General features: G+C 69.3%; 15 protein-coding genes. 3 read left to right on the forward strand and 12 right to left on the reverse strand.

What is annotated here, in order from left to right; translation table 11 throughout:
- Positions 1–55: 55 nt before the first annotated feature.
- The 5 genes from wecB to Hbl1158_RS15155 form a co-directional block, all read right to left on the reverse strand.
- Positions 56–1,120, reverse strand: coding sequence for a UDP-N-acetylglucosamine 2-epimerase (non-hydrolyzing) (wecB, locus tag Hbl1158_RS15135; RefSeq protein ID WP_234299709.1), 1,065 nt, complete (start codon positions 1,118–1,120; stop codon positions 56–58).
- 207 nt (positions 1,121–1,327) lie between these two features.
- The gene (locus tag Hbl1158_RS15140; RefSeq protein WP_234299710.1) at positions 1,328–3,748 is read right to left on the reverse strand and encodes a PAS domain S-box protein; all 2,421 of its coding nucleotides are present in this window, start codon (positions 3,746–3,748) and stop codon (positions 1,328–1,330) included.
- Positions 3,749–3,903: 155 nt separating this feature from the next.
- The gene (locus tag Hbl1158_RS15145) at positions 3,904–5,874 is read right to left on the reverse strand and encodes an archaea-specific SMC-related protein (RefSeq protein WP_234299711.1); all 1,971 of its coding nucleotides are present in this window, start codon (positions 5,872–5,874) and stop codon (positions 3,904–3,906) included.
- Between the two features lie 55 nt (positions 5,875–5,929).
- A complete protein-coding gene (gene rdfA / locus Hbl1158_RS15150) occupies positions 5,930–6,562 on the reverse strand; it encodes a rod-determining factor RdfA (protein ID WP_234299712.1) in 633 nt (210 codons plus the stop codon).
- 565 nt (positions 6,563–7,127) lie between these two features.
- On the reverse strand, positions 7,128–8,522 hold the full coding sequence (locus Hbl1158_RS15155; RefSeq protein ID WP_234299713.1) for a methyl-accepting chemotaxis protein: 1,395 nt from the start codon (positions 8,520–8,522) through the stop codon (positions 7,128–7,130).
- Positions 8,523–8,675: 153 nt separating this feature from the next.
- On the opposite strand from Hbl1158_RS15155, the gene Hbl1158_RS15160 reads away from it, so the two are divergent.
- The gene (locus tag Hbl1158_RS15160; protein ID WP_234299714.1) at positions 8,676–9,002 is read left to right on the forward strand and encodes a hypothetical protein; all 327 of its coding nucleotides are present in this window, start codon (positions 8,676–8,678) and stop codon (positions 9,000–9,002) included.
- 94 nt (positions 9,003–9,096) lie between these two features.
- Positions 9,097–9,573 (forward strand): pyridoxamine 5'-phosphate oxidase family protein, encoded by a 477-nt coding sequence (locus tag Hbl1158_RS15165; RefSeq protein ID WP_234299715.1) that lies wholly within the window; start codon positions 9,097–9,099, stop codon positions 9,571–9,573.
- 100 nt (positions 9,574–9,673) lie between these two features.
- Here Hbl1158_RS15165 and Hbl1158_RS15170 read toward each other — a convergent pair whose 3' ends face one another.
- Positions 9,674–11,167, reverse strand: coding sequence for an aldehyde dehydrogenase family protein (locus Hbl1158_RS15170; RefSeq protein ID WP_234299716.1), 1,494 nt, complete (start codon positions 11,165–11,167; stop codon positions 9,674–9,676).
- A 136-nt stretch (positions 11,168–11,303) separates the two neighbouring features.
- Here Hbl1158_RS15170 and Hbl1158_RS15175 point away from each other — a divergent pair, with 136 nt between their 5' ends.
- Complete coding sequence (locus Hbl1158_RS15175) at positions 11,304–12,179, forward strand: fumarylacetoacetate hydrolase family protein (RefSeq protein WP_234299717.1); 876 nt, start codon at positions 11,304–11,306, stop codon at positions 12,177–12,179.
- 171 nt (positions 12,180–12,350) lie between these two features.
- Here Hbl1158_RS15175 and Hbl1158_RS15180 read toward each other — a convergent pair whose 3' ends face one another.
- The 6 genes from Hbl1158_RS15180 to Hbl1158_RS15205 form a co-directional block, all read right to left on the reverse strand.
- On the reverse strand, positions 12,351–13,067 hold the full coding sequence (locus Hbl1158_RS15180) for an alpha/beta fold hydrolase (protein ID WP_234299718.1): 717 nt from the start codon (positions 13,065–13,067) through the stop codon (positions 12,351–12,353).
- Positions 13,068–13,177: 110 nt separating this feature from the next.
- On the reverse strand, positions 13,178–14,263 hold the full coding sequence (locus tag Hbl1158_RS15185; RefSeq protein ID WP_234299719.1) for a cupin domain-containing protein: 1,086 nt from the start codon (positions 14,261–14,263) through the stop codon (positions 13,178–13,180).
- Between the two features lie 151 nt (positions 14,264–14,414).
- Positions 14,415–14,591, reverse strand: coding sequence for a hypothetical protein (locus Hbl1158_RS15190; protein ID WP_234299720.1), 177 nt, complete (start codon positions 14,589–14,591; stop codon positions 14,415–14,417).
- Between the two features lie 95 nt (positions 14,592–14,686).
- A complete protein-coding gene (locus tag Hbl1158_RS15195) occupies positions 14,687–15,094 on the reverse strand; it encodes an acyl-CoA thioesterase (protein ID WP_234299721.1) in 408 nt (135 codons plus the stop codon).
- The gene (locus Hbl1158_RS15200) at positions 15,091–15,870 is read right to left on the reverse strand and encodes an acetate--CoA ligase family protein (protein WP_234299722.1); all 780 of its coding nucleotides are present in this window, start codon (positions 15,868–15,870) and stop codon (positions 15,091–15,093) included. Before Hbl1158_RS15200 ends, Hbl1158_RS15195 begins: the two co-directional genes overlap by 4 nt.
- Positions 15,867–17,252, reverse strand: coding sequence for a CoA-binding protein (locus Hbl1158_RS15205; RefSeq protein WP_234299723.1), 1,386 nt, complete (start codon positions 17,250–17,252; stop codon positions 15,867–15,869). The genes Hbl1158_RS15200 and Hbl1158_RS15205 overlap by 4 nt, the downstream gene beginning before the upstream one ends.
- Between the last annotated feature and the right edge of the window lie 130 nt (positions 17,253–17,382).

Raw genomic sequence — 17,382 nt, forward strand, 5'->3', positions numbered from 1 at the left:
CCGCGGGAAAGGTGGCCCTTCGAGCGGGAACCGGGTTCCACTGGAGGACAGCCGATCAGCCTCGCCCGGCGAGCGCCTCGACGATCCGCCTCGCCGCGTCGCCGTCGCCGTACGGCTCCGGGCGATCCGTGCCGTCGAACGGCTCTGCGAGTGCCTCGGCGATCGCCGCCCGGTCGGCTCCCACGAGCACGTTCCAGCCGGCGTCGACGGTCTCCACCCACTCGGTGTGGTCTCGGAGGGTGACGCACGGGGTGTCGAGGTAGAACGCCTCCTTCTGGACGCCGCCGGAGTCGGTGGCGACGCGCTCGGCACCGTCGATCAGCCGGACGAAATCCAGGTAGCCGACCGGATCGACGAGCCGAACTCCCTCGAGCGCGTCGGCGTCGATCCCGGCGCGCTCCAGGGCCGCCGTCGTCCGCGGGTGTGCGGGGAGGACCACTCGCTGTGGCGCGTCCGCGAGCCCCGACAGCACCGACCGGAGTCGATCGGGGTCGTCCGTGTTCGCCGCGCGGTGGACCGTCGCGAGCACGTACCCGCCGTCCGCGAGCCCCAGATCCGAGACCGCAGTCGACGCCTCCAGCGCGCGGGCGTGAACCGTCTTGAGCGCGTCGTAGGTCACGTCGCCCGCGACGTGCACGTCGCCGGCGACGTTTTCGGCCGCCAGGTGTTCGCGCGCCCGCTCGCTCGGGGCGAACAGCACGTCGGAGACGGCGTCGGTCGCGACCCGGTTGACCTCCTCGGGCATCTCCCGATCGAAGCTTCGCAGTCCCGCCTCGACGTGCGCGAGGTCAACGTCGCGCTTGGCGGCCACGAGCGCCCCCGCGAGCGTCGAGTTCGTGTCGCCGTACACGATCACCACGTCCGGCGAGTGCGACGCCACGAGGGGGTCGAGTTCGATCATCATCGCCGCCGTCTGGGCGGCGTGGCCGTCCGACCCGACTCCGAGGTGGTGGTCCGGCTCGGGGATCGCGAGTTCCCGGAAGAACACGTCGCTCAGCAGGTCGTCGTAGTGCTGGCCGGTGTGGACGAGTACCTCCTCGTGGTCGCCTCCGAGCGCTCGCGAGACGGGAAACGCCTTCACGAACTGGGGGCGTGCGCCGACGACGGTGAGCACCCTCATCGCGGGCCAGTCGTCGCCGGTCGATCGATTCTCATCGTTTCTCGCAGCGACCGGCGGGTCCATTGTAACTCCCGGCCTACGTGGGTGACCGGCGCGTCGCGCCCGCGGTAAGCGCCTCGTGACCGACCGGTTCGCGCCGGCGACGGCTCGGACGCCGATCGGTCGGGGCCGTCGATATCCGGGCCGCCGATCGGCCGGGGCGGCCGTTCACTCGTCGGCCGGGCGCTCGACGCCGGAGATATCGAACCGCGCTCCGCCGCCGGCGGACTCCGTCACCGCGATCGACCAGCCGTGGGCGTCGACGACGGTCTCCACGATGCTGAGCCCGAGTCCGGTGCCGTCCCCGGACGTCGAGTAGCCCATCTCGAACACGCGCTCGCGCTCGTCGGGCTCGATCCCCGGGCCGTCGTCGGCGACGAAGAAGCCGGTCTCGGTGTCGCCGATCCGGACGGTCACGTCCTCGCCGCCGTGTTCGACGGCGTTTCGGAGGAGGTTCTCGACGAGCTGCTGGAGGCGACTCCGGTCCGCGTACAGCCGTCGGTCGGCACTCGAGACCAGCCGACAGCCGAGCGCACTCGCCACCGGACGACAGTCCTCGACGATATCGGTGAGGTCAACGACGTCGACATCCGAGACGCCCTGCCCCTCCCTGGCGAGCGTGAGGAGGTCGTCGATGAGCCCCTCCATCCGCGTCAGCGCCCGGTCGACGGCGTCCAACGAGGCCGTCGGGTCCTCGTCCGTCCGCGCGAGGTCGAGGTGGCCCTGGGCGACGGTCAGCGGGTTCCGGAGGTCGTGGCCGACGATCCCCGAGAACGCCTCCAGCCGCTCGTTCTGTCGTTCGAGCTGTCGCTCGCGCTCCACGCGCGCCGACACGTCGCGGATGACGCCGACCGTCCCCACGAACTCCTCCTCGAACGGGAGCAACGCGACGTGGATGTCGGTCGGGATCGACTCACCGTCGCGCGTCTCGACGGCCATGTGGAGCGTGCCGCGGTTCCGCTCGGGGTTGGCGAGCAGCTCCCGGATCAACTCCCGCCCGCGCTCCACGTCGGAGTCGGAGGTGATCGTCGCGATGTGCTCGCCCACCAACTCGGACGGGTCGTACCCCGTCAGCCTCCCGAGCTGGGCGTTGACGTACGTGAACCGGCCGTCGGCGTCGAGCGTGTACACGGGGTCGCCGGCGGCCTCGATGACGCGTTCGTACCGCTCGAGTTCCCGCGCGCGACGCTCGCGGTCGCTGATGTCGACGTACACCCCGATCGCCTCGCGTCGTCCGTCGCCGACGGCGAAATCGCGCCCTCGAAACAGGAACGTCCGGGGACCGTCGGCCGCGAGTCGCTCGAGTTCTGCCTCCACGAGTTCGCCGTCTGCGACCTGTCGGTCGATCGTGCGGGCGGCCTCCTCGCTCCCCTGTGGGACGATCAGGTCGTTGATCGGCGTCCCCTGAACCGCCGTCCGGTCGCAGTCGAACACGCGGGCGAACGCCGAGTTGACCGCATTCACGAGGTTCTCACCGGTCGAGTCGATCTCGACGTGCGCGACGGGGTAGGGGATCGCCTCGAACGCCGCCTCGAAGCGGTCCCGCTCGACGGCGAGTTGGCGGTTTCGGTCGGTCAGACGGGTCCGCGTCTCCGCGGTTCGAAGCGCCTCTGTCGCCGTCTCTCCGACGCGCGCCAGCGCGGCCAGCTCGCCGTCGCCGACGGCGTCGCGTCCACAGTCGGCCACCACCAGCGCACGGGGTTCGACCCCCGGTCCCCCGATCGGCACGGCGACGACCGCGTCGTCGTCGCCGACGAGCCCCGCGGAGGGCCCCTCACGGACCCCCGACCGCTCCGCGAGATCGGACAGGACGCACACGTCGTCGCCGTCGATCGCCTGTCGGATCGCCGCCTCTGCGTCGCCTGCCTCGGCGTTGCCCGCCTCTGCGTCGCCCGTGTCCGCGTCGCCGTCGGCGACCGGGTCGCTGTCCGCGAGTCCGTCGTCGTCGTCCGCGGCCCCGCCGTCGCCGATCGGCTCCTCCGCGGCTCCGGCGACCGCGTCGCTCGTGACCGTCGGCCGAACCCCGTCGCCGTCGGCGACCGCCACCCACGCGCGTTCGTACGGCCCGTCGACGGCCATGGCAGAACACACCGTCCGTTCCACCTCCTCGGCCGTCTCCGCGGCGACGAGCCGTCCCGCCGCCGCGGACAGTCCCGCGTCGACGCGGTCGGCCCGGTCGGCCTCGCGCCCCGTGCGGTGGGACGCGCCCAGGTCGTGGACGCGGTCGGTCAGCGCCGACGCGTCCTCATCGATCGACTCCGTCGGAACGTATCCGTCGACGCCGGCGGCCGCGGCCTCGGCGGCGACTCCCGATTCCGTCTCCGAGGCGACCAGCACGAACGGGACCTCGTGTCCCGCCGATCGGATCGACGACAGCAGTTCGATCCCGGCCCCATCAGACAGCTCCGGCGTCGCGACGACGCAGTCGAACGCCCGCTCTGCCAGCGCCGCCAGCGCCTCGTCAGAACCGGACGCGGCGGTGACGGCGATCCGATCGTCGTCGGCCGACGCTCGTTCGACCGCCGCAGTCGCGCACCCTCGGTCGGCAACTGCGCAGAGGACGGCGATCCGATCGGGATGGGCATTCATGAGTCGTCGCTCGCTTGCCACAAGCGGACGTAGCCGAAATAAAACAGTATCGGATCAACTCGACGGGCTGACACGGTGTCCGGCGGTCGTCGAATCTGGCTCCTATCGCCGGTTTTCTATACTCTCAGGTCTCATTCGGGGGATTGACGATCTGCTCAGATCTCGGTGACACGTTCGTGATCGTCGTCGAGCGCGCGCTCGTCCTCGGGTAACAGCGCGACGACCGGGTACTCGGCGAACCCAGCGATGTACTCGACGAGCGCCGCGATGCGCTCAGAGTCGATCGCCTCCAACGAGTCCAGCAGGAGCATCGGGACCGTCTCGTACACCTCGTGGACCAGATACCCGGCGAGCGCGAACACGATCCCGGTCACCTCACGCTCGCTCTCCGAGAGGTGGTCGACCACGTCCTCGTAGGAGCGGCCGTCGTCAGTCGTGCGGACCACGTGGAGCTCGAACCGACCCTCAGGTCCGTCGCCGTCGGCCAGCCGTTCGATCCAGATCCGGTCGAGGTTGTCGTACTCGAGGATGTCGAGCACGTCGTCCATGTGCTCGTTGAACCGATCGATGGCGTCGGTCTCGACGCGTTCGATACGGGTCCGCCGCTCCCGGAGCTCCTCGGCGACGCGCTCGCGCTCGGCCTCCGTCTCCGACTCCTCGGCCAACTCGTCTTCGATCTCGTCGATCTCGTCGTCCACGTCGCACAACTCCTCCTCCAACCGTCCGAGCTCGAACTCCAACTCGTTGGCCTCCCGGTGACGCTCGAGCAGTTCGCCGCGGTCCTCGCGTTCCAGTTCCTCGATCCGGGTCTCGAGCTCCTCGATCCGGGTCTCGAGCTCCTCGCGGCGTTCCCGGAGCTCCTCGCGGCGCTTTTCGCGTCGCTCGCGCTCGCGTTCGACGCGTTCGAGTTCCCGCTCGACCTCCTCGTGCGCGTCGCGTTCGGCGTCGAGGCGATCGAGTTCGTCCTCGAGGTCGTCGACGCGGTCGTCGATCTCGCGCAGTCGCTCGCGACGCTCGCTCCGCACGGACCGGAGCCGATCGAGGGTGTCGACGATCGACTCGCGGTCGACCGACGTCCCGCAGGTCCAGCAGACGACCGACTCGTCGCCGTCGTCGCCCGCGACGAGGCGGTCGGTCGGATCGTCGCCGTCGGCGTGGCCGCCGTGGTCGCCGTCGGCGTGGCCGGCCTCGCGCAGCGCCTCCGCGACCGCGCTCCCGGTGCCCGAGAGCATCTCCTCGTTGTACCCGATGACGGTCTGCAGCTCCGAGACGACCGACTGCACCCGCTCGCGCTCGCGTCGGAGGTCGGCGAGCTCCGACTCGACGCGCGCCTCCTCGTCGTCGTCGACGGGATCGAGCTCGTCGGCGCGCTCGACCAGTTCGTCGCGTTCCTCCTCGAGCGCCTCGATCCCGCGGATCTCGGCGTCGATGTCGTATCGGACCTCCTCGAGGTCCGAGCGCACCTCGCCCAGCTCCGAGAGCCGCTCGTCGAGCGCGTCGTCGCGTTCGGACGCCTCCTCGACCGAGGCGTCGATCTCCTCGATGCGTGACTCTTTCTCCTCGAGCCGCTCGGCCGTCTCCTCGATCTCCGACTCCAGGCGGCTCCGCTCGCGCTCTAACTCCGGCAGGCGCGTCCGGAGCCCCGACAGCTCGTCGAGGCGGTCGTCGAGCCGTCGCTTCTCGGCCTCGAGGTCTGCGATCTCCTCGTGGATCGACGCGGTGTCGACCGGTCGCATGATGATCTCCCGGAGGTCGTCGCCTCGGCGGACCGCGCGCCTGGCGGCGTTGTCCTCCAGGAGGAACGCGAACAGGTCGGCAGTCTCGCTGTCCGCGAGATAGGGGTCGCCGTCGAACGCCACGGCGTCGCCGCGACGCAACAGCCTGCGAGTGTACCGGTCGTCGCCGATCGATAGCTCGACGTGACCCTCCTCGGCGTCGCCCTTCAGCGACGCGGCGTCGCTCCCCAGCGCCGCCATCATCGCGCGGAGGAACGAGGTTCGGTTCGTGGCGTTCCGGCCGGCAAGCACCGTGACGCCGTCCTCGAACGTCACGGTGGTCTCGTCGATCCCGCCGACGTTCCGGACGTGCACGCGGACGGTGTCGGCCATCGACCGCTGAGAGCTCATTATCCAAGCGTCGGCCCGGGTGTAGTTAAGCGCCGCGTCTCTCTCGATCGGTGGCCTACTCGCCGTCGAGACCGCACTCACACCCGCCGTCGGAGAGCAGTTCCGTCACCGGCGTCGCGGTCCCGCAGTCCTCACAGAACACCCGCACCTCCACGATCACGTCGAACTCACCCAGCGCGATCGCCCCCGCTTCCGCCAGCGATTCCAGCCCGTTCTCGGCGACGGCGACGAGTCGTCCTCGAAGCCGCTGGACGGTCGTTCGCACCTGCTCGCGCCGGTCGCCCGGGGTGCGTTCCTTCGACGCGCCGCGGTACTCCCGGAGGTAGGTGTGGATCGCCTGATGGGAGACGAACTCCGAGCGGAGGCCCTCGGGATCGATCCCGGCGCGCTCCAGCGTCGACTCGGCGTCGACGCGCGCGCCGGCCCCCACGTTCTCGTCGGTCAGCAGCCGGTAGAGGTTCGCGGCCTCGCCCTCGAGCGGCGGGTCGCCGGCGCGGTCGAGCCGCGCCGACAGCAGTCGCTCGTTGAACCACTCCGCCAGCGTGCGCAGGCTCTGCGACTCCCGTCCCCGCCCGAGCCACCGGTCTTCCAGTTCCGCACCCGCGCCGGTCATCTCGTACTCGTCGATCAGCCGCCCCACCTTGCTCCGCGTCGGATCGGGCGTCATCGATTCGCCCCCGTCGGACATACGCGTTCCTCGCGCACCCCGAGCAATAAACTCCCACACCGTCCGCCCCCGCGCCGGCGTCTCCGGTCTCGCGTCCCCGGTGGGATCGGCGTCGCCGTCGCGACCGAACTGACGCGATCCGAACCCGCAACTCCGATTTAACATATTTCGTATGGTTATTTTCAAATGTACAAGAACAGTTACTTCTGATCGCCATGAAATTCCATGACCTCCGAGGTGTCTCGGACCCTCGCAACTGTCGCGTTCGAGCGCGTCGATTCGGGACTGAACGCGCCCCTAACCCGTGGACGCCGCTCCGAGCAGGAGCGATCGAGAGTCACGAATACCCACTCGAACGATGTCAGCGATGTCGAGTCTCTGTCGACTCCCCGAAGCAGCGGACCGACCGCACAGCCGGTATCGAGTCGGATCGTTCCCGTAGCCGTGAACCGTGACGCGCTCGGGTCGGGGAGTACCGTCCCGTCGGGCCAGTTGGAATCAATCGTCAATTGCTGGCAACGTATTCGATTTAATACTACTCGTTTGATCTGATATATCGACCGACGAGATCGGTTCCGGTGTCGGGTCAGTAGGTGTCGAGATCGGCGACGCTCGCCTCGACCTCGCGCACGCGCTCGCGACCCGCCTCGGCGGACTCGGCGACCGTCCGAAGCCGGTCCTCCAGCGTCTCGATCTCGGCGACGGCGTCCTCGACCATTCCGGCGACCTCCTGGGTCGAACGCGCCTGGTCGTCCGTGGCGGCGGCGACCTGCGAGGAACCCTCGGCCGTCTCCGAGACGGCCTCGGCGATGTCGTCGAACACGCCGTCGACGCTGGCGACGCGGTCGGCGGCCGCCTCGACGTCGTCGGTCGTGTCGGCCAGGAGGTCGTCGACCTCGCGGCTCCGGGTCTGGACCTCCTCGACGAGGCGTTCGACGCGCTCGGCGTGCTCCTGGCTCTCCTCGGCGAGTTCCTTCACCTCGTCGGCGACGACGGCGAATCCGGACCCCGCCTCGCCCGCCCGCGCGGCCTCGATCGACGCGTTGAGCGCGAGCATGTTCGTCTGGTCGGCGATGGAGTCGATCAGGTCGATCACGTCGCCGATCTCCCCCGCGTGCTCGGTCAGCGACTCGACGGCCTGACGCATCTCCTCCGTGGAGTCGTCGACGCGCTCCATCGCGTCGGCGGCCTCGCCGGCGGCGTCGTCGCCGTCGGCGACGAGGTCGTCCGCGCGTTCGCTCGCGCGCTCGACCTCCTCGGCGCTGGCGGCGATCTCCTCGATCGTCGCGCTCTGGTCGCTCATCTCCCCGGAAATGTCTCGCAGGCGGTCGATCTGCTCGCGCGCGAACTCGTCGGCGTCGTCGGTGAACTCCGCGACGTTCTCGACCGCCTCCTCGAGTTCCGCGGTGCGCCCGAGTACGTCCTCGCTGACGCGGGTCCCCAGCTCCTCGAGTCGCTTGCGGCGCTCGACGTGGTCGGTCACGTCGGCGGCGATGGAGAACGCCCCGACGGCGTCGCCGTCGGGGTCTCGAAGCGGGACGGCGTACACCTGCAACGCCTTGTCGATGTGATCGATCTCGCGGATCGAGTCCTCGCTGATCGTCTCGTTCTCGCGGGCCACCTCCTCGGCGAGCGTCTCGTCGGTCCCCTTCGTTCCGAGCAGGTCGTGGGCGTTCGACCCGACCGCCTCCGACTCCGCGATCCCCGTCATCTCCGTGTGCGCCCCGTTCCAGTGAGTGATCGTCCCGGCGTCGTCGACGACGAGCGCGCTCTCGGGCAGTTGCTCGACCAGTTGGTCGAAGGCGTTGCGCCAGAACGTCGCCTCCAGTTCGTGCCGACGCGCCTCGGTCTCGGGCGACGCACGGTCGAGATACGCGGACGCCAGTTGCTCGGCCCCGCCCGTGCTCGCTCTCGGCTCCGGATCCGTCCCGTCGGTTTCCCCACCTCCCGTCGGGGAGGGCGGCGTGTCGGGTTTCGACATCGTACAGGTCGATTCCGGCCGACCGTGGTATAGCTTCGGCGTCAGTTATCGGAGCGGATACTTGGACCTCACATCACCGAGGGTCCCGCGCCCCCGACGGACGCGCCTGCGGGTATCGTGAGGATTTAACTCCGGACGGCTCCAGGTGTGGATATGGTGTTAAACGACGACCTCGAGGAGCGTCCGGAAGCGGCGGACGAGCTTCGCGCCCGCGCCGCCGACGCCCCGCGCTCGGAGGACATCGACGTGACCGACGTGTTCGACGACCGATTCGTCGCCGAACACACCGACTTCGACACCTTCGACGACCTGGTCGCGGCCAGTCCGTCCGACGCCGAGTCGGCCGCCGAACTCGAGTTGGTGCCCGACGGCACCTGGGACGAGTTCGTCGCCGAGCACACGGTCTTCGACGACGAGGAGGAACTCGTGTTGGAGGCGCGCGATCACTGGGTCGCGACCCAACTCGACATCGAGGCGTAGCGGCCCGTCGCCCGGTATATATATCCGGGGACCGACTCCCGGGATCTGACAGCCACGCGCCGGCCCTTTGCCGACGTGCGGCGAACCGTCGTCCATGGCAACCGAGGATCCCAGCAGCGACGGGAGCGAACTGACCGACGCGGGAATCGACGAACTGTTACGGACGGTCGGATACGGGACGCTCTCGCTGGCGCGTGACGGCGAGGCGTACGGGATCCCGGTCTCCTTCGGCTACGACGGCGACCGGGTGTTCCTGTACCTGATCCGCTTCGGCGACGACAGCGAGAAGCTCGACTTCGCCGCCGAAACCGAACAAGCGAGCCTCACGGTCCTCGACGTCAACGACCGATTCGACTGGTCCAGCGTCGTGGTACGGGGAACGCTCGCGGCGGCCGAGGACGTGGACCACGCGGAGGACGTCATCGACGACAACGCCTGGCATCCGAGCCTGTTCGCGAGCGGGACCGACGGGGCGATGACCGAGGTTCGCCGGATGACGCTGTCGGTCGAGGAGGCGAGCGGCCGCGTCGGCGCGTCGTACGCGGAGAACGTCCCCGAGGCCGGAGAGTAGCCCGAGACCTGAGAGTAGCCCGACGCCTGAGGGTAGTCCGAGGCCTGAGAGTCGTTCGCTGCCGAAGCGGGCGGGGTACCCCGCCGTTGCGACGCCCTCCTCAGAAGGGGTACTCGCGCGGCTCGTGCTGCAGCGAGATCCACTTGGTCTCGGTGACCTCGTTGAGGAACTCGTCGGTGTTGTACCCGCCCATCCCGGAGGCGTTAGTGCCGCTGAAGGGCACGTGCGCCTCGTCGTTGATCGGCTGGTCGTTCACGTGGACCATTCCCGTGTCGAGGCGGTCGGCGATGCGCTTGCCCGCGCCCACGTCGCCTGCGTGCACAGACCCGGAGAGGCCGTACTCGGTGTCGTTGGCCAGTTCGACGGCCTCGTCCACGTCCGAGAACGGGATGACCGGCGCGATGGGGCCGAAGTGCTCGAAGCAGGCGGCGGACATGTCGTTGGTCACGTCCGACAGGACCGTCGGCGCGACGACCAGCGAGTCGTCGACGCCGTCCACGTCGACGGTGTGGCCGCCCGTCTCGAGGGTCGCGCCGGCGTCGAGCGTCTCGTCGACGTACTCCAACATCTCGTCGCGCTGGGACTCGTCGATGATCGGCCCGACGATCACGCCCTCCTCGTGGGCCGACCCCGCCGGCAGCGACTCGGCGCGCTCGGTGAGTCGCTTGACGTACTCGTCGTACACCGACTCCTGGACGAGGTGGCGGTTGATCGAGATGCACACCTGCCCCTGGTGGACGAACGAGCCGAAGACGGCGGCGTCGATGGCCTGATCGAGGTCTGCGTCCTCCGTGACGAGGTGGACGTTGTTCCCGCCGAGTTCCATCGCCGGCGTCGCGAGGTTCTCGGCGGCCTTCGAGGCGACGCGTCGGCCGACGGGCGTCGACCCCGTGAACGCGACGACGTTGCTCTCGGGGTGGCTCGCGACCCGGTCGCCGATCTCGGAGCCGCGACCCGTGACGACGTTCAGCACGCCCTCGGGTAGCCCCGCGGCCTCGAACAGCTTCGCGAACACCAGCCCGCCCGTGACCGGCGTGTTCGTCGCCGGCTTCAGGACGACCGAGTTGCCGGCGGCGATGGCGGGCGCGACCGCCCGCATCGAGAGGTTCAGCGGGAAGTTCCACGGCGAGATGACCGTGACGACGCCGCTGGGCTCGCGCTGGACGATGTTCTCCTTGCCCGGGATGTTGGAGACCGCGTGCTCGCCTTTCATCCGACGGGGAATCGTCGCCGCCTCCGCGGCCTGGTCGGCCGCGAGATGGACGGAGGTGCCCCCCATCGCCGGCGGGACACCACCGGCCTCGCTCGCGAGCAGCCCGATGATCTCCTCGTCGTGCTCCTCGAGCAGTTCCAGCATCGAGTTGATCACTTCCTCGCGTCGCGCGGGCGGAGCCTCCCCCCACTCCTCTTGCGCCTCGGCTGCGGCCTCGTAGGCGGCGTCCACGTCCGCCTCGGTGCCGCGTGCCACGTGGGTGAACGTCTCCCGCGTCGAGGGGTCCTCGACGGCGATGGTCTCACCGTCCTCGGCCTCGCGCCACTCGCCGTCGATGTACAGTCGGCTCCAGTCGGTGTCCGCGGAGAGGTCAAGCGACATCGTCACGCACGTTCACGCTGTGTCGACATAGTGCGGCGCTCACCGGATCGATTTGCCGGTATTTTTGGCCGCTTCTCGCGCCCGTTCCGCTTCCCGAAGGGGACGATTTATACCGTTCTTGAGCGCAACACTAGGCGTGAAGTTCGTTCGCTTCAACGAGGACCGACTGGGCCTCCTGACCGACGACGACGGCATCGTGGACCTGACTGACCGGCTGGGCATCGAGTCGCACGACCCGCTCCAGACGTACATCCGCGGCGACTATGACGCCGGCGAGTACGCCGACGCCGAGCCCGACTACGACCGCTCGGAGGTGACGCTCGGCTCGCCCGTCCACCGTCCGGGCAAGGTGATCGCCGCGCCCCTCAACTACGAGAACCACATCGAGGAGGCGATCGCCGACAAGGACATCACCACCGAGGAGTGGTTCTCGATCAAGGACAAGGGGTACTTCCTGAAGGCCCCCTCCAGCGTCGTCGGCGCGGACGACGGCGTCGAGCTCCCGTTCTCGGACCGCCGCGTCGACCACGAGATCGAACTCGCGTTCGTGATGGGCGACGACGTGAAGAACGTCGACGCCGAGGACGCGTGGGACCACATCTTCGGCTACACGATCCTGCTCGACATCTCCGTGCGCGGCGACCAGGACCGCTCGAACCGCAAGTCGTACGACACCTTCACCGTCATCGGGCCGAGCGTCGTCACGGCCGACGAGATCGACGACCCGCAGGACCTGGAGATGGAACTGCAGTTGAACGGCGAGACCCGCCAGCAGGAGAACACCGGGGACATGGTGTACACCTGCGCGGACGTGGTGCAGTACGCCTCGCTGGGCGCGACGATCGAGGCCGGCGACGTGATCACCACAGGGACGCCCGAGGGCGTCAGCCAGCTCCACGGCGGCGACACCATCGACGCCGAGATCGAGGACGTGGGCGCGATGTCGGTCGACGTGACCGAGCGCGACGTGCGGTTCGCGGACGTGAACGTTGCGAAGGGCGGCCAGGAGTAGGGCTCTCACTCTCAGGGCGAGGGTAACGCCCGCTCTGCCGCGATCTGTAATTTCTTGCCGCGACCCGTCGTGAATGCGTGTGGCGCGTTCATCGATCGATCTCCCGCACGACGCGAGCGGGAGACGGTCCGGTCGTCTCCGCCTCGCCCGTGAGTCGCGTCCGGAGGCACCTCACGCGGTCTCGAGGAGTACCTCGGCGGTCCGTCCGGGGGCCGAGAGGAACGGCGAGTGACTCGTGTCGAGCGTGTGGACCTCCGCACACGGCAACGCCTCGTACATTCGTTCTTGCGCCTCAGGCGTGATCGCTCGGTCGGCCGTACAGCTGACGTACACCCGCCGAACGCTCCCGAATTGGTCCTCGGTCGTCTCCACGGGCGCGGACATCGCGGCGAGCGACTCCGGCCGGAGCAGCGATCGTGCGAGCGTCACGTCCTCGGGCGAGCAGTCCGCGTAGAACGACTCGTCGATCGCGTCGTCGGCGACGGTTGTGAGTCCGGCCTCCTCGTCCAACTGGAAGTTCCGCGTGACGACCGACTCCTCGTCGGTCTGGGCGTAGTCGAGGAGCGACTCGCCGGACTCGGGGAGGAACGCCGAGAGGTAAACGAGCGCGTCGACGGCCTCGGGAGAGCGCTCTGCGACCCCCGTGATCACCATCCCCGCCATGCTGTGGCCGACGAGTACGGTCCTGCTGTCCGTCTCTCGAACGGCGTCGTCGACCCGGTCAACGAAGTCCTCCAGCGTCGCCTCTGCGACCGGACCGGTGTCGGTTCCGTGGCCGGGAAGGTCGACGGCGACGACCTCGTGGCCCGCGTTCTCCAGTCGGGGTACCACTTTGTACCACGCCCAAGCCCCGTGCCAGGCTCCGTGGACCAGCACGAACGTCGTCATCGGTGACCAACTCCGGCGTCAGGTCGGGTTACTTCCATAGAAATACCTCATAACCCTGTGTCATAACGGTTCTCCCTCGGACGGGAATGGAGAGCGCTTCGGCGGGCGGCCTACGAGGACGGCTCGGCCTCGGCGTAGAAGTTGAACGCCTCGAACACCGGCCGGTCGGTCATCCCCAACAGGATCGCCTCGCCGTCCGGTTCGTGGTGGTGAATCTCGTCCGGCGGGACGACGAAGATGTCCCACTGGCTCCACTCGAGCGCCTCGTCGCCGACGTGGGTCGCGCCCTCGCCCTCGATGACGAAGTACACCTCCACGGCGTTGTGGAAGTGCGGATCGGTCGGCCCCTCGTTCAGGAGCTGCGCCCGGAACGACATCGTCGGGAACAGCGGTTCCTGTCCGGTCGCGGGGTTGACGTACGCCAGCGAGTAGCCGTCGTGGGGGTCGGGGTCGTCGTTCTCGGCGCGCTGTCGCAGCGACTCCTCCATCTCGTCCCAGCCGAAGCGGTACGGCGGCGTCGGCTCCCTGTTCCCCTCGAACGGCCCGGGGATCGACCCGTCGGACTTCTCGTCTGCCGGCCGCCCGCGGCCGTACTGGGAGTCCCAGTACCCCTGTGTCTTGGTGACGGGCTGGCGTTCGAGCTCGTGGTTCTCGAAGACGTTCTTGCGGTTGAGCGAGTCGAGCACGAGCGGCAGGTCGAGCACGTCGAGCCAGGCGGCCGTCTCGTCGGAGTCGTTGACGTGGTCGTGCCACTCCCATTGCGGGGTGGTGACGAGGTCGTTGTCCTCCATCGGGAACTCCTCGCCGGCGACGACCGTCTTCATGTCCTCGTTCCCGTTGATCGTGTACCGGAGGGCGTTCGCCCCGTGTCGGTGCGAGGGCGCGGTCTCGCCGGGCGAGACGGTCTGCACGCCGACGTAGATGGTGTTCGAGATGGCGTTCCCGAGGGCGGTGTTGATCGGAACGGCGACCCGTCGCTGGAACCCCGGCGGCAGATCCGCGATCGGCACGTCGGACTCGATGCCGTCGATCGACGCCTGGATGTCCTCCCACTTCCAGATGTCCGGCTCCATGTCGCCGAACGTGTTCCCGAAGTCGTCTTCCACCTCCCACAGCGGGCGGAGGTTGTTCTCCTCGAGAAGCTCCCGAGTCTCCGTGCTCATCTCTAGGAGTTCCTCCGGATCTTGCTGAGCCATGGTGAGATCGTAGCACAGATCGCTCATAAGTGTATTGGACGGCGGGGTCGCCGTCGCGGTCGGTGTCCCCCGCAGTTCGCTTGTCGTCCCGCCTCATGGGGGGTAGGGGGTGCCAGGGGTCCAGGGTGGCAGGGAAAGCGTTCCTCCCGGCTCAGACCTCGGCCTGCGCGTCGAAGACGTCCGCCGACTGGAACACGGCCCGACAGTCCTCACAGACCATCTGTCCCTGGATCGCGTACTCCCAGAGCTTCCCGCCGCAGGTCGAACAGTCGAAGTGCGCGCGGACGAACGGGTCCTCCTCGGCGTAGGGGTTCTCGAACTCGGCCATGTGTCGGCTTGCTCCGGGAGAAGCAAAAGCATATCGTCGGCGTCGTTCGGTCGTCGGACCTCGACGGGTCCGCGCGGCGCTCCCGCCGCCCCGTCTCAGTCTTCGGCGTACGACGAGAGCGCCGCGCGGAGGTCGTCGGGGATCTCGCGCGACCCGCCGCCCTGTTCCGTGCACACGCGCTGTTCGTACCCCGAGAAGGCGACCGCCCCGTCGTGGCGGGCGACGTAGTCGAACCGGACGCTCCGGGTACCGAGATCGGGGACGAGCGAGATCGTCACGTCGTCGCCGGCCTCGACCGGCCGCTCGAACTCGAAGTCGATCTCGACGAGCGGGAGCCCGTATCCGTGGTCCTCGGTGATCGCCCAGAAGGGGAACCCGATCTCCTGCATGAAGATGTCGGAGGTCTCGTGGAGCGCGTCGACGATCCGCGGGTAGTGGGCGATGCCGAACGGGTCCGTGTCCGAGAACCGGACGGTCCACACCCGCTCGAAGCGCTCGCTCATTCGCCCCCCTCCGTGCGGTCGTCGTCGAGCACCACGAGCGCGTCGAGCGCGACCGCGCCCTCGCCGGTCGCCAGCACCGGGTTCACATCGACCTCGACGATCGCCTCGTGTTCGATCAGCAGGTCGCCGACGGCGACGACTACGTCCGCCAGCGCGTCGAGATCGGCTGGCTCGCTCCCGCGGTATCCCGCGAGCAGTCTCGCCGCGGTCAGCGACTCGACGGCCTCCCGTGCCTCCGCTCGGTCGACGGGCGCGAGCCGGTGGCTCGTGTCCTCGAACACCTCGGTGAACACGCCGCCCAGGCCGGCGAGCACGACCGGGCCGAACGAGGGATCGCGCAGCCCGCCGACGATGACCTCCGTGCCGGCGTCGGTGTCGGCCAGTTCCTCGACGAGCAACCGGGCGTCGACGCCGGCCGCCTCCGCCTCGGTCTCGATGCGCTCGGCTGCGCTCCGGACCGCTTCCGCCGAGTCGAGGCCGACGGCGACGCCCGCGCCGCTGCCCCACTCGCTCTTGTGGGTCACCGCCGGCGACGACACCTTGAGCACGACCGGGTACCCGATCTCCTCGGCGGCCGCGACCGCCCCGTCGGCGTCGTCGGCGATGACGAAGTCGGTCGTTTCGACGCCCGCCCCGCGCAGCAGCGTCTTCGACTCAGCCTCGGTGAGCGTCGTCCGCCCGTCCGCCAGCGCCGCCGCGACCGGGTTCGCGTCGTCGGCGTCGGTGTCATCGGCGTCGGTGTCGTCGGCGTCGTCGGCGTCGTCCACGGGCGTCATCTGCTCACCCCCTGCTCCGCGGCGGACTCCGGGACTGCACCGGCCTCGCGCAGGTCGGCGTAGCGCGCGAGCGTCGCCGTCGCCTCCGCGGCGCGCTCGGGCTGAACGTACACCGGCACGCCCGCCTCCCGGAGCGCGTCGACCTGATCGGCCATCGCGTCCGGCGGCCCCTCGGTCGCGAACAGCACCGGCGTTCCCGTCGCCTCGTGGAGGCCGTCGAGCGCCTCGACCGGGAACCCAAGGGCCTCCTCGAACAGTTCGTACACCAACACCGCGTCGATGGCGTCGTCCGCGGCGACCGCTTCGACGACCTCGCCGAACTCGGGCATCGGTCGGCCGGTGTCGACGGGGTTGCCGGAGAAGGTGATCCCCGGCAGGATCTCGTCGATGCGCTCGCGCGTCTCCGCGCCCAGTTCCGGGAGCGTCGCGCCGGCCCGCTGGAGGCGGTCGGCGATGATGATCCCCGGCCCCGCCTGCGCGGTCACGACGCCGACGTTGGCCCCCGAGGGCTCGGGCTCGTGTGCGAGCGCGACGCCGGCGTCCAACAACGCGGCCGTCGAGTCGACCGTCGGAACGCCGTACTGCTCGAACCCGGCCAGGTAGAGGTCGTGGTCGCCCGTGAGCGCGCCCGTGTGCGACTCGGCGAACTCGCCCACGTCCGACTGACCGACCTTGTAGGCGGCCACCGGCGTCTCGGCGTCGCGACACGTCTCCAGCAGGCCGCGGGCGTCGTCGGTCCCCTCGACGTGGAGCACGATGGCGTCGGTGTCGTCGTGGCCGTCGAAGTACTCGATCGCCTCCTCGAAGCCGACGTTCGCGCGGTTGCCGAGACCGACCATCGCCGAGAGGCCGTACCCCTCGCGGGTCGAGCGGAACGCCAGGTCGTGCGCAACGCCGCCCGACTGGGCAAGCACCGCCACGTCGCCGGCGGGCACGGTCTCGACCCCGCTGGCGAACGAGAACAGCAGGTCGCTCCCGGGAACGACGTACCCGCTCGTGTTCGGTCCCAGGAGGGCGATGTCGTGTTCCGCGGCGGCGTCGACGACCGTCCGCTGGAGTTCTTCGCCCTCTTCGCCGGCCTCGGCGAAGCCGCCGGAGTAGATGACCGCCGCGCCGACCCCCGCCTCGCCGCACTCGGCGATCACGTCGGGGACGACGGGCGCGGGGACGCACAGCAGCGCGAGGTCGACGCCGTCCACGTCCGTCACCGAATCGACGAACGGCTCGCCGAACAGTTCCCCCTCCCCGGACGGATTGACGGGGTAGACGGGACCGTCGAAGCGGACCGCACTCGCCATGGCCTCGTAGCCGATCTTGTCCTCGTTGGCCGACGCCCCGACGACGGCGACGGCGTCGGGGTCGAACAGGCGCTGTAAGTTCACGACGTGAGGTTCCGGCGGGGCCCGCATATCGTTTTCCCCGCCGGCGAACGCCGCGACGGCTTTCACCGATTCGGCGTCGGGCCGCGTCGGTTCCCCGTCGACAGCGAGGGCGGCGTCTCGCGAATCACCA

This window comes from Halobaculum sp. CBA1158, from assembly GCF_021431925.1.
In the GTDB taxonomy this organism is placed as follows: Archaea; Halobacteriota; Halobacteria; order Halobacteriales; family Haloferacaceae; genus Halobaculum.

Bases quoted from the DNA above. Each gene is read 5' to 3' on its own strand.
- wecB (WP_234299709.1), bottom strand. From the start codon at position 1,120: ATGAGGGTGCTCACCGTCGTCGGCGCACGCCCCCAGTTCGTGAAGGCG.
- Hbl1158_RS15140 (WP_234299710.1), bottom strand. From the start codon at position 3,748: ATGAATGCCCATCCCGATCGGATCGCCGTCCTCTGCGCAGTTGCCGAC.
- Hbl1158_RS15145 (WP_234299711.1), bottom strand. From the start codon at position 5,874: ATGAGCTCTCAGCGGTCGATGGCCGACACCGTCCGCGTGCACGTCCGG.
- rdfA (WP_234299712.1), bottom strand. From the start codon at position 6,562: ATGTCCGACGGGGGCGAATCGATGACGCCCGATCCGACGCGGAGCAAG.
- Hbl1158_RS15155 (WP_234299713.1), bottom strand. From the start codon at position 8,522: ATGTCGAAACCCGACACGCCGCCCTCCCCGACGGGAGGTGGGGAAACC.
- Hbl1158_RS15160 (WP_234299714.1), top strand. From the start codon at position 8,676: ATGGTGTTAAACGACGACCTCGAGGAGCGTCCGGAAGCGGCGGACGAG.
- Hbl1158_RS15165 (WP_234299715.1), top strand. From the start codon at position 9,097: ATGGCAACCGAGGATCCCAGCAGCGACGGGAGCGAACTGACCGACGCG.
- Hbl1158_RS15170 (WP_234299716.1), bottom strand. From the start codon at position 11,167: ATGTCGCTTGACCTCTCCGCGGACACCGACTGGAGCCGACTGTACATC.
- Hbl1158_RS15180 (WP_234299718.1), bottom strand. From the start codon at position 13,067: ATGACGACGTTCGTGCTGGTCCACGGAGCCTGGCACGGGGCTTGGGCG.
- Hbl1158_RS15185 (WP_234299719.1), bottom strand. From the start codon at position 14,263: ATGGCTCAGCAAGATCCGGAGGAACTCCTAGAGATGAGCACGGAGACT.
- Hbl1158_RS15190 (WP_234299720.1), bottom strand. From the start codon at position 14,591: ATGGCCGAGTTCGAGAACCCCTACGCCGAGGAGGACCCGTTCGTCCGC.
- Hbl1158_RS15195 (WP_234299721.1), bottom strand. From the start codon at position 15,094: ATGAGCGAGCGCTTCGAGCGGGTGTGGACCGTCCGGTTCTCGGACACG.
- Hbl1158_RS15200 (WP_234299722.1), bottom strand. From the start codon at position 15,870: ATGACGCCCGTGGACGACGCCGACGACGCCGACGACACCGACGCCGAT.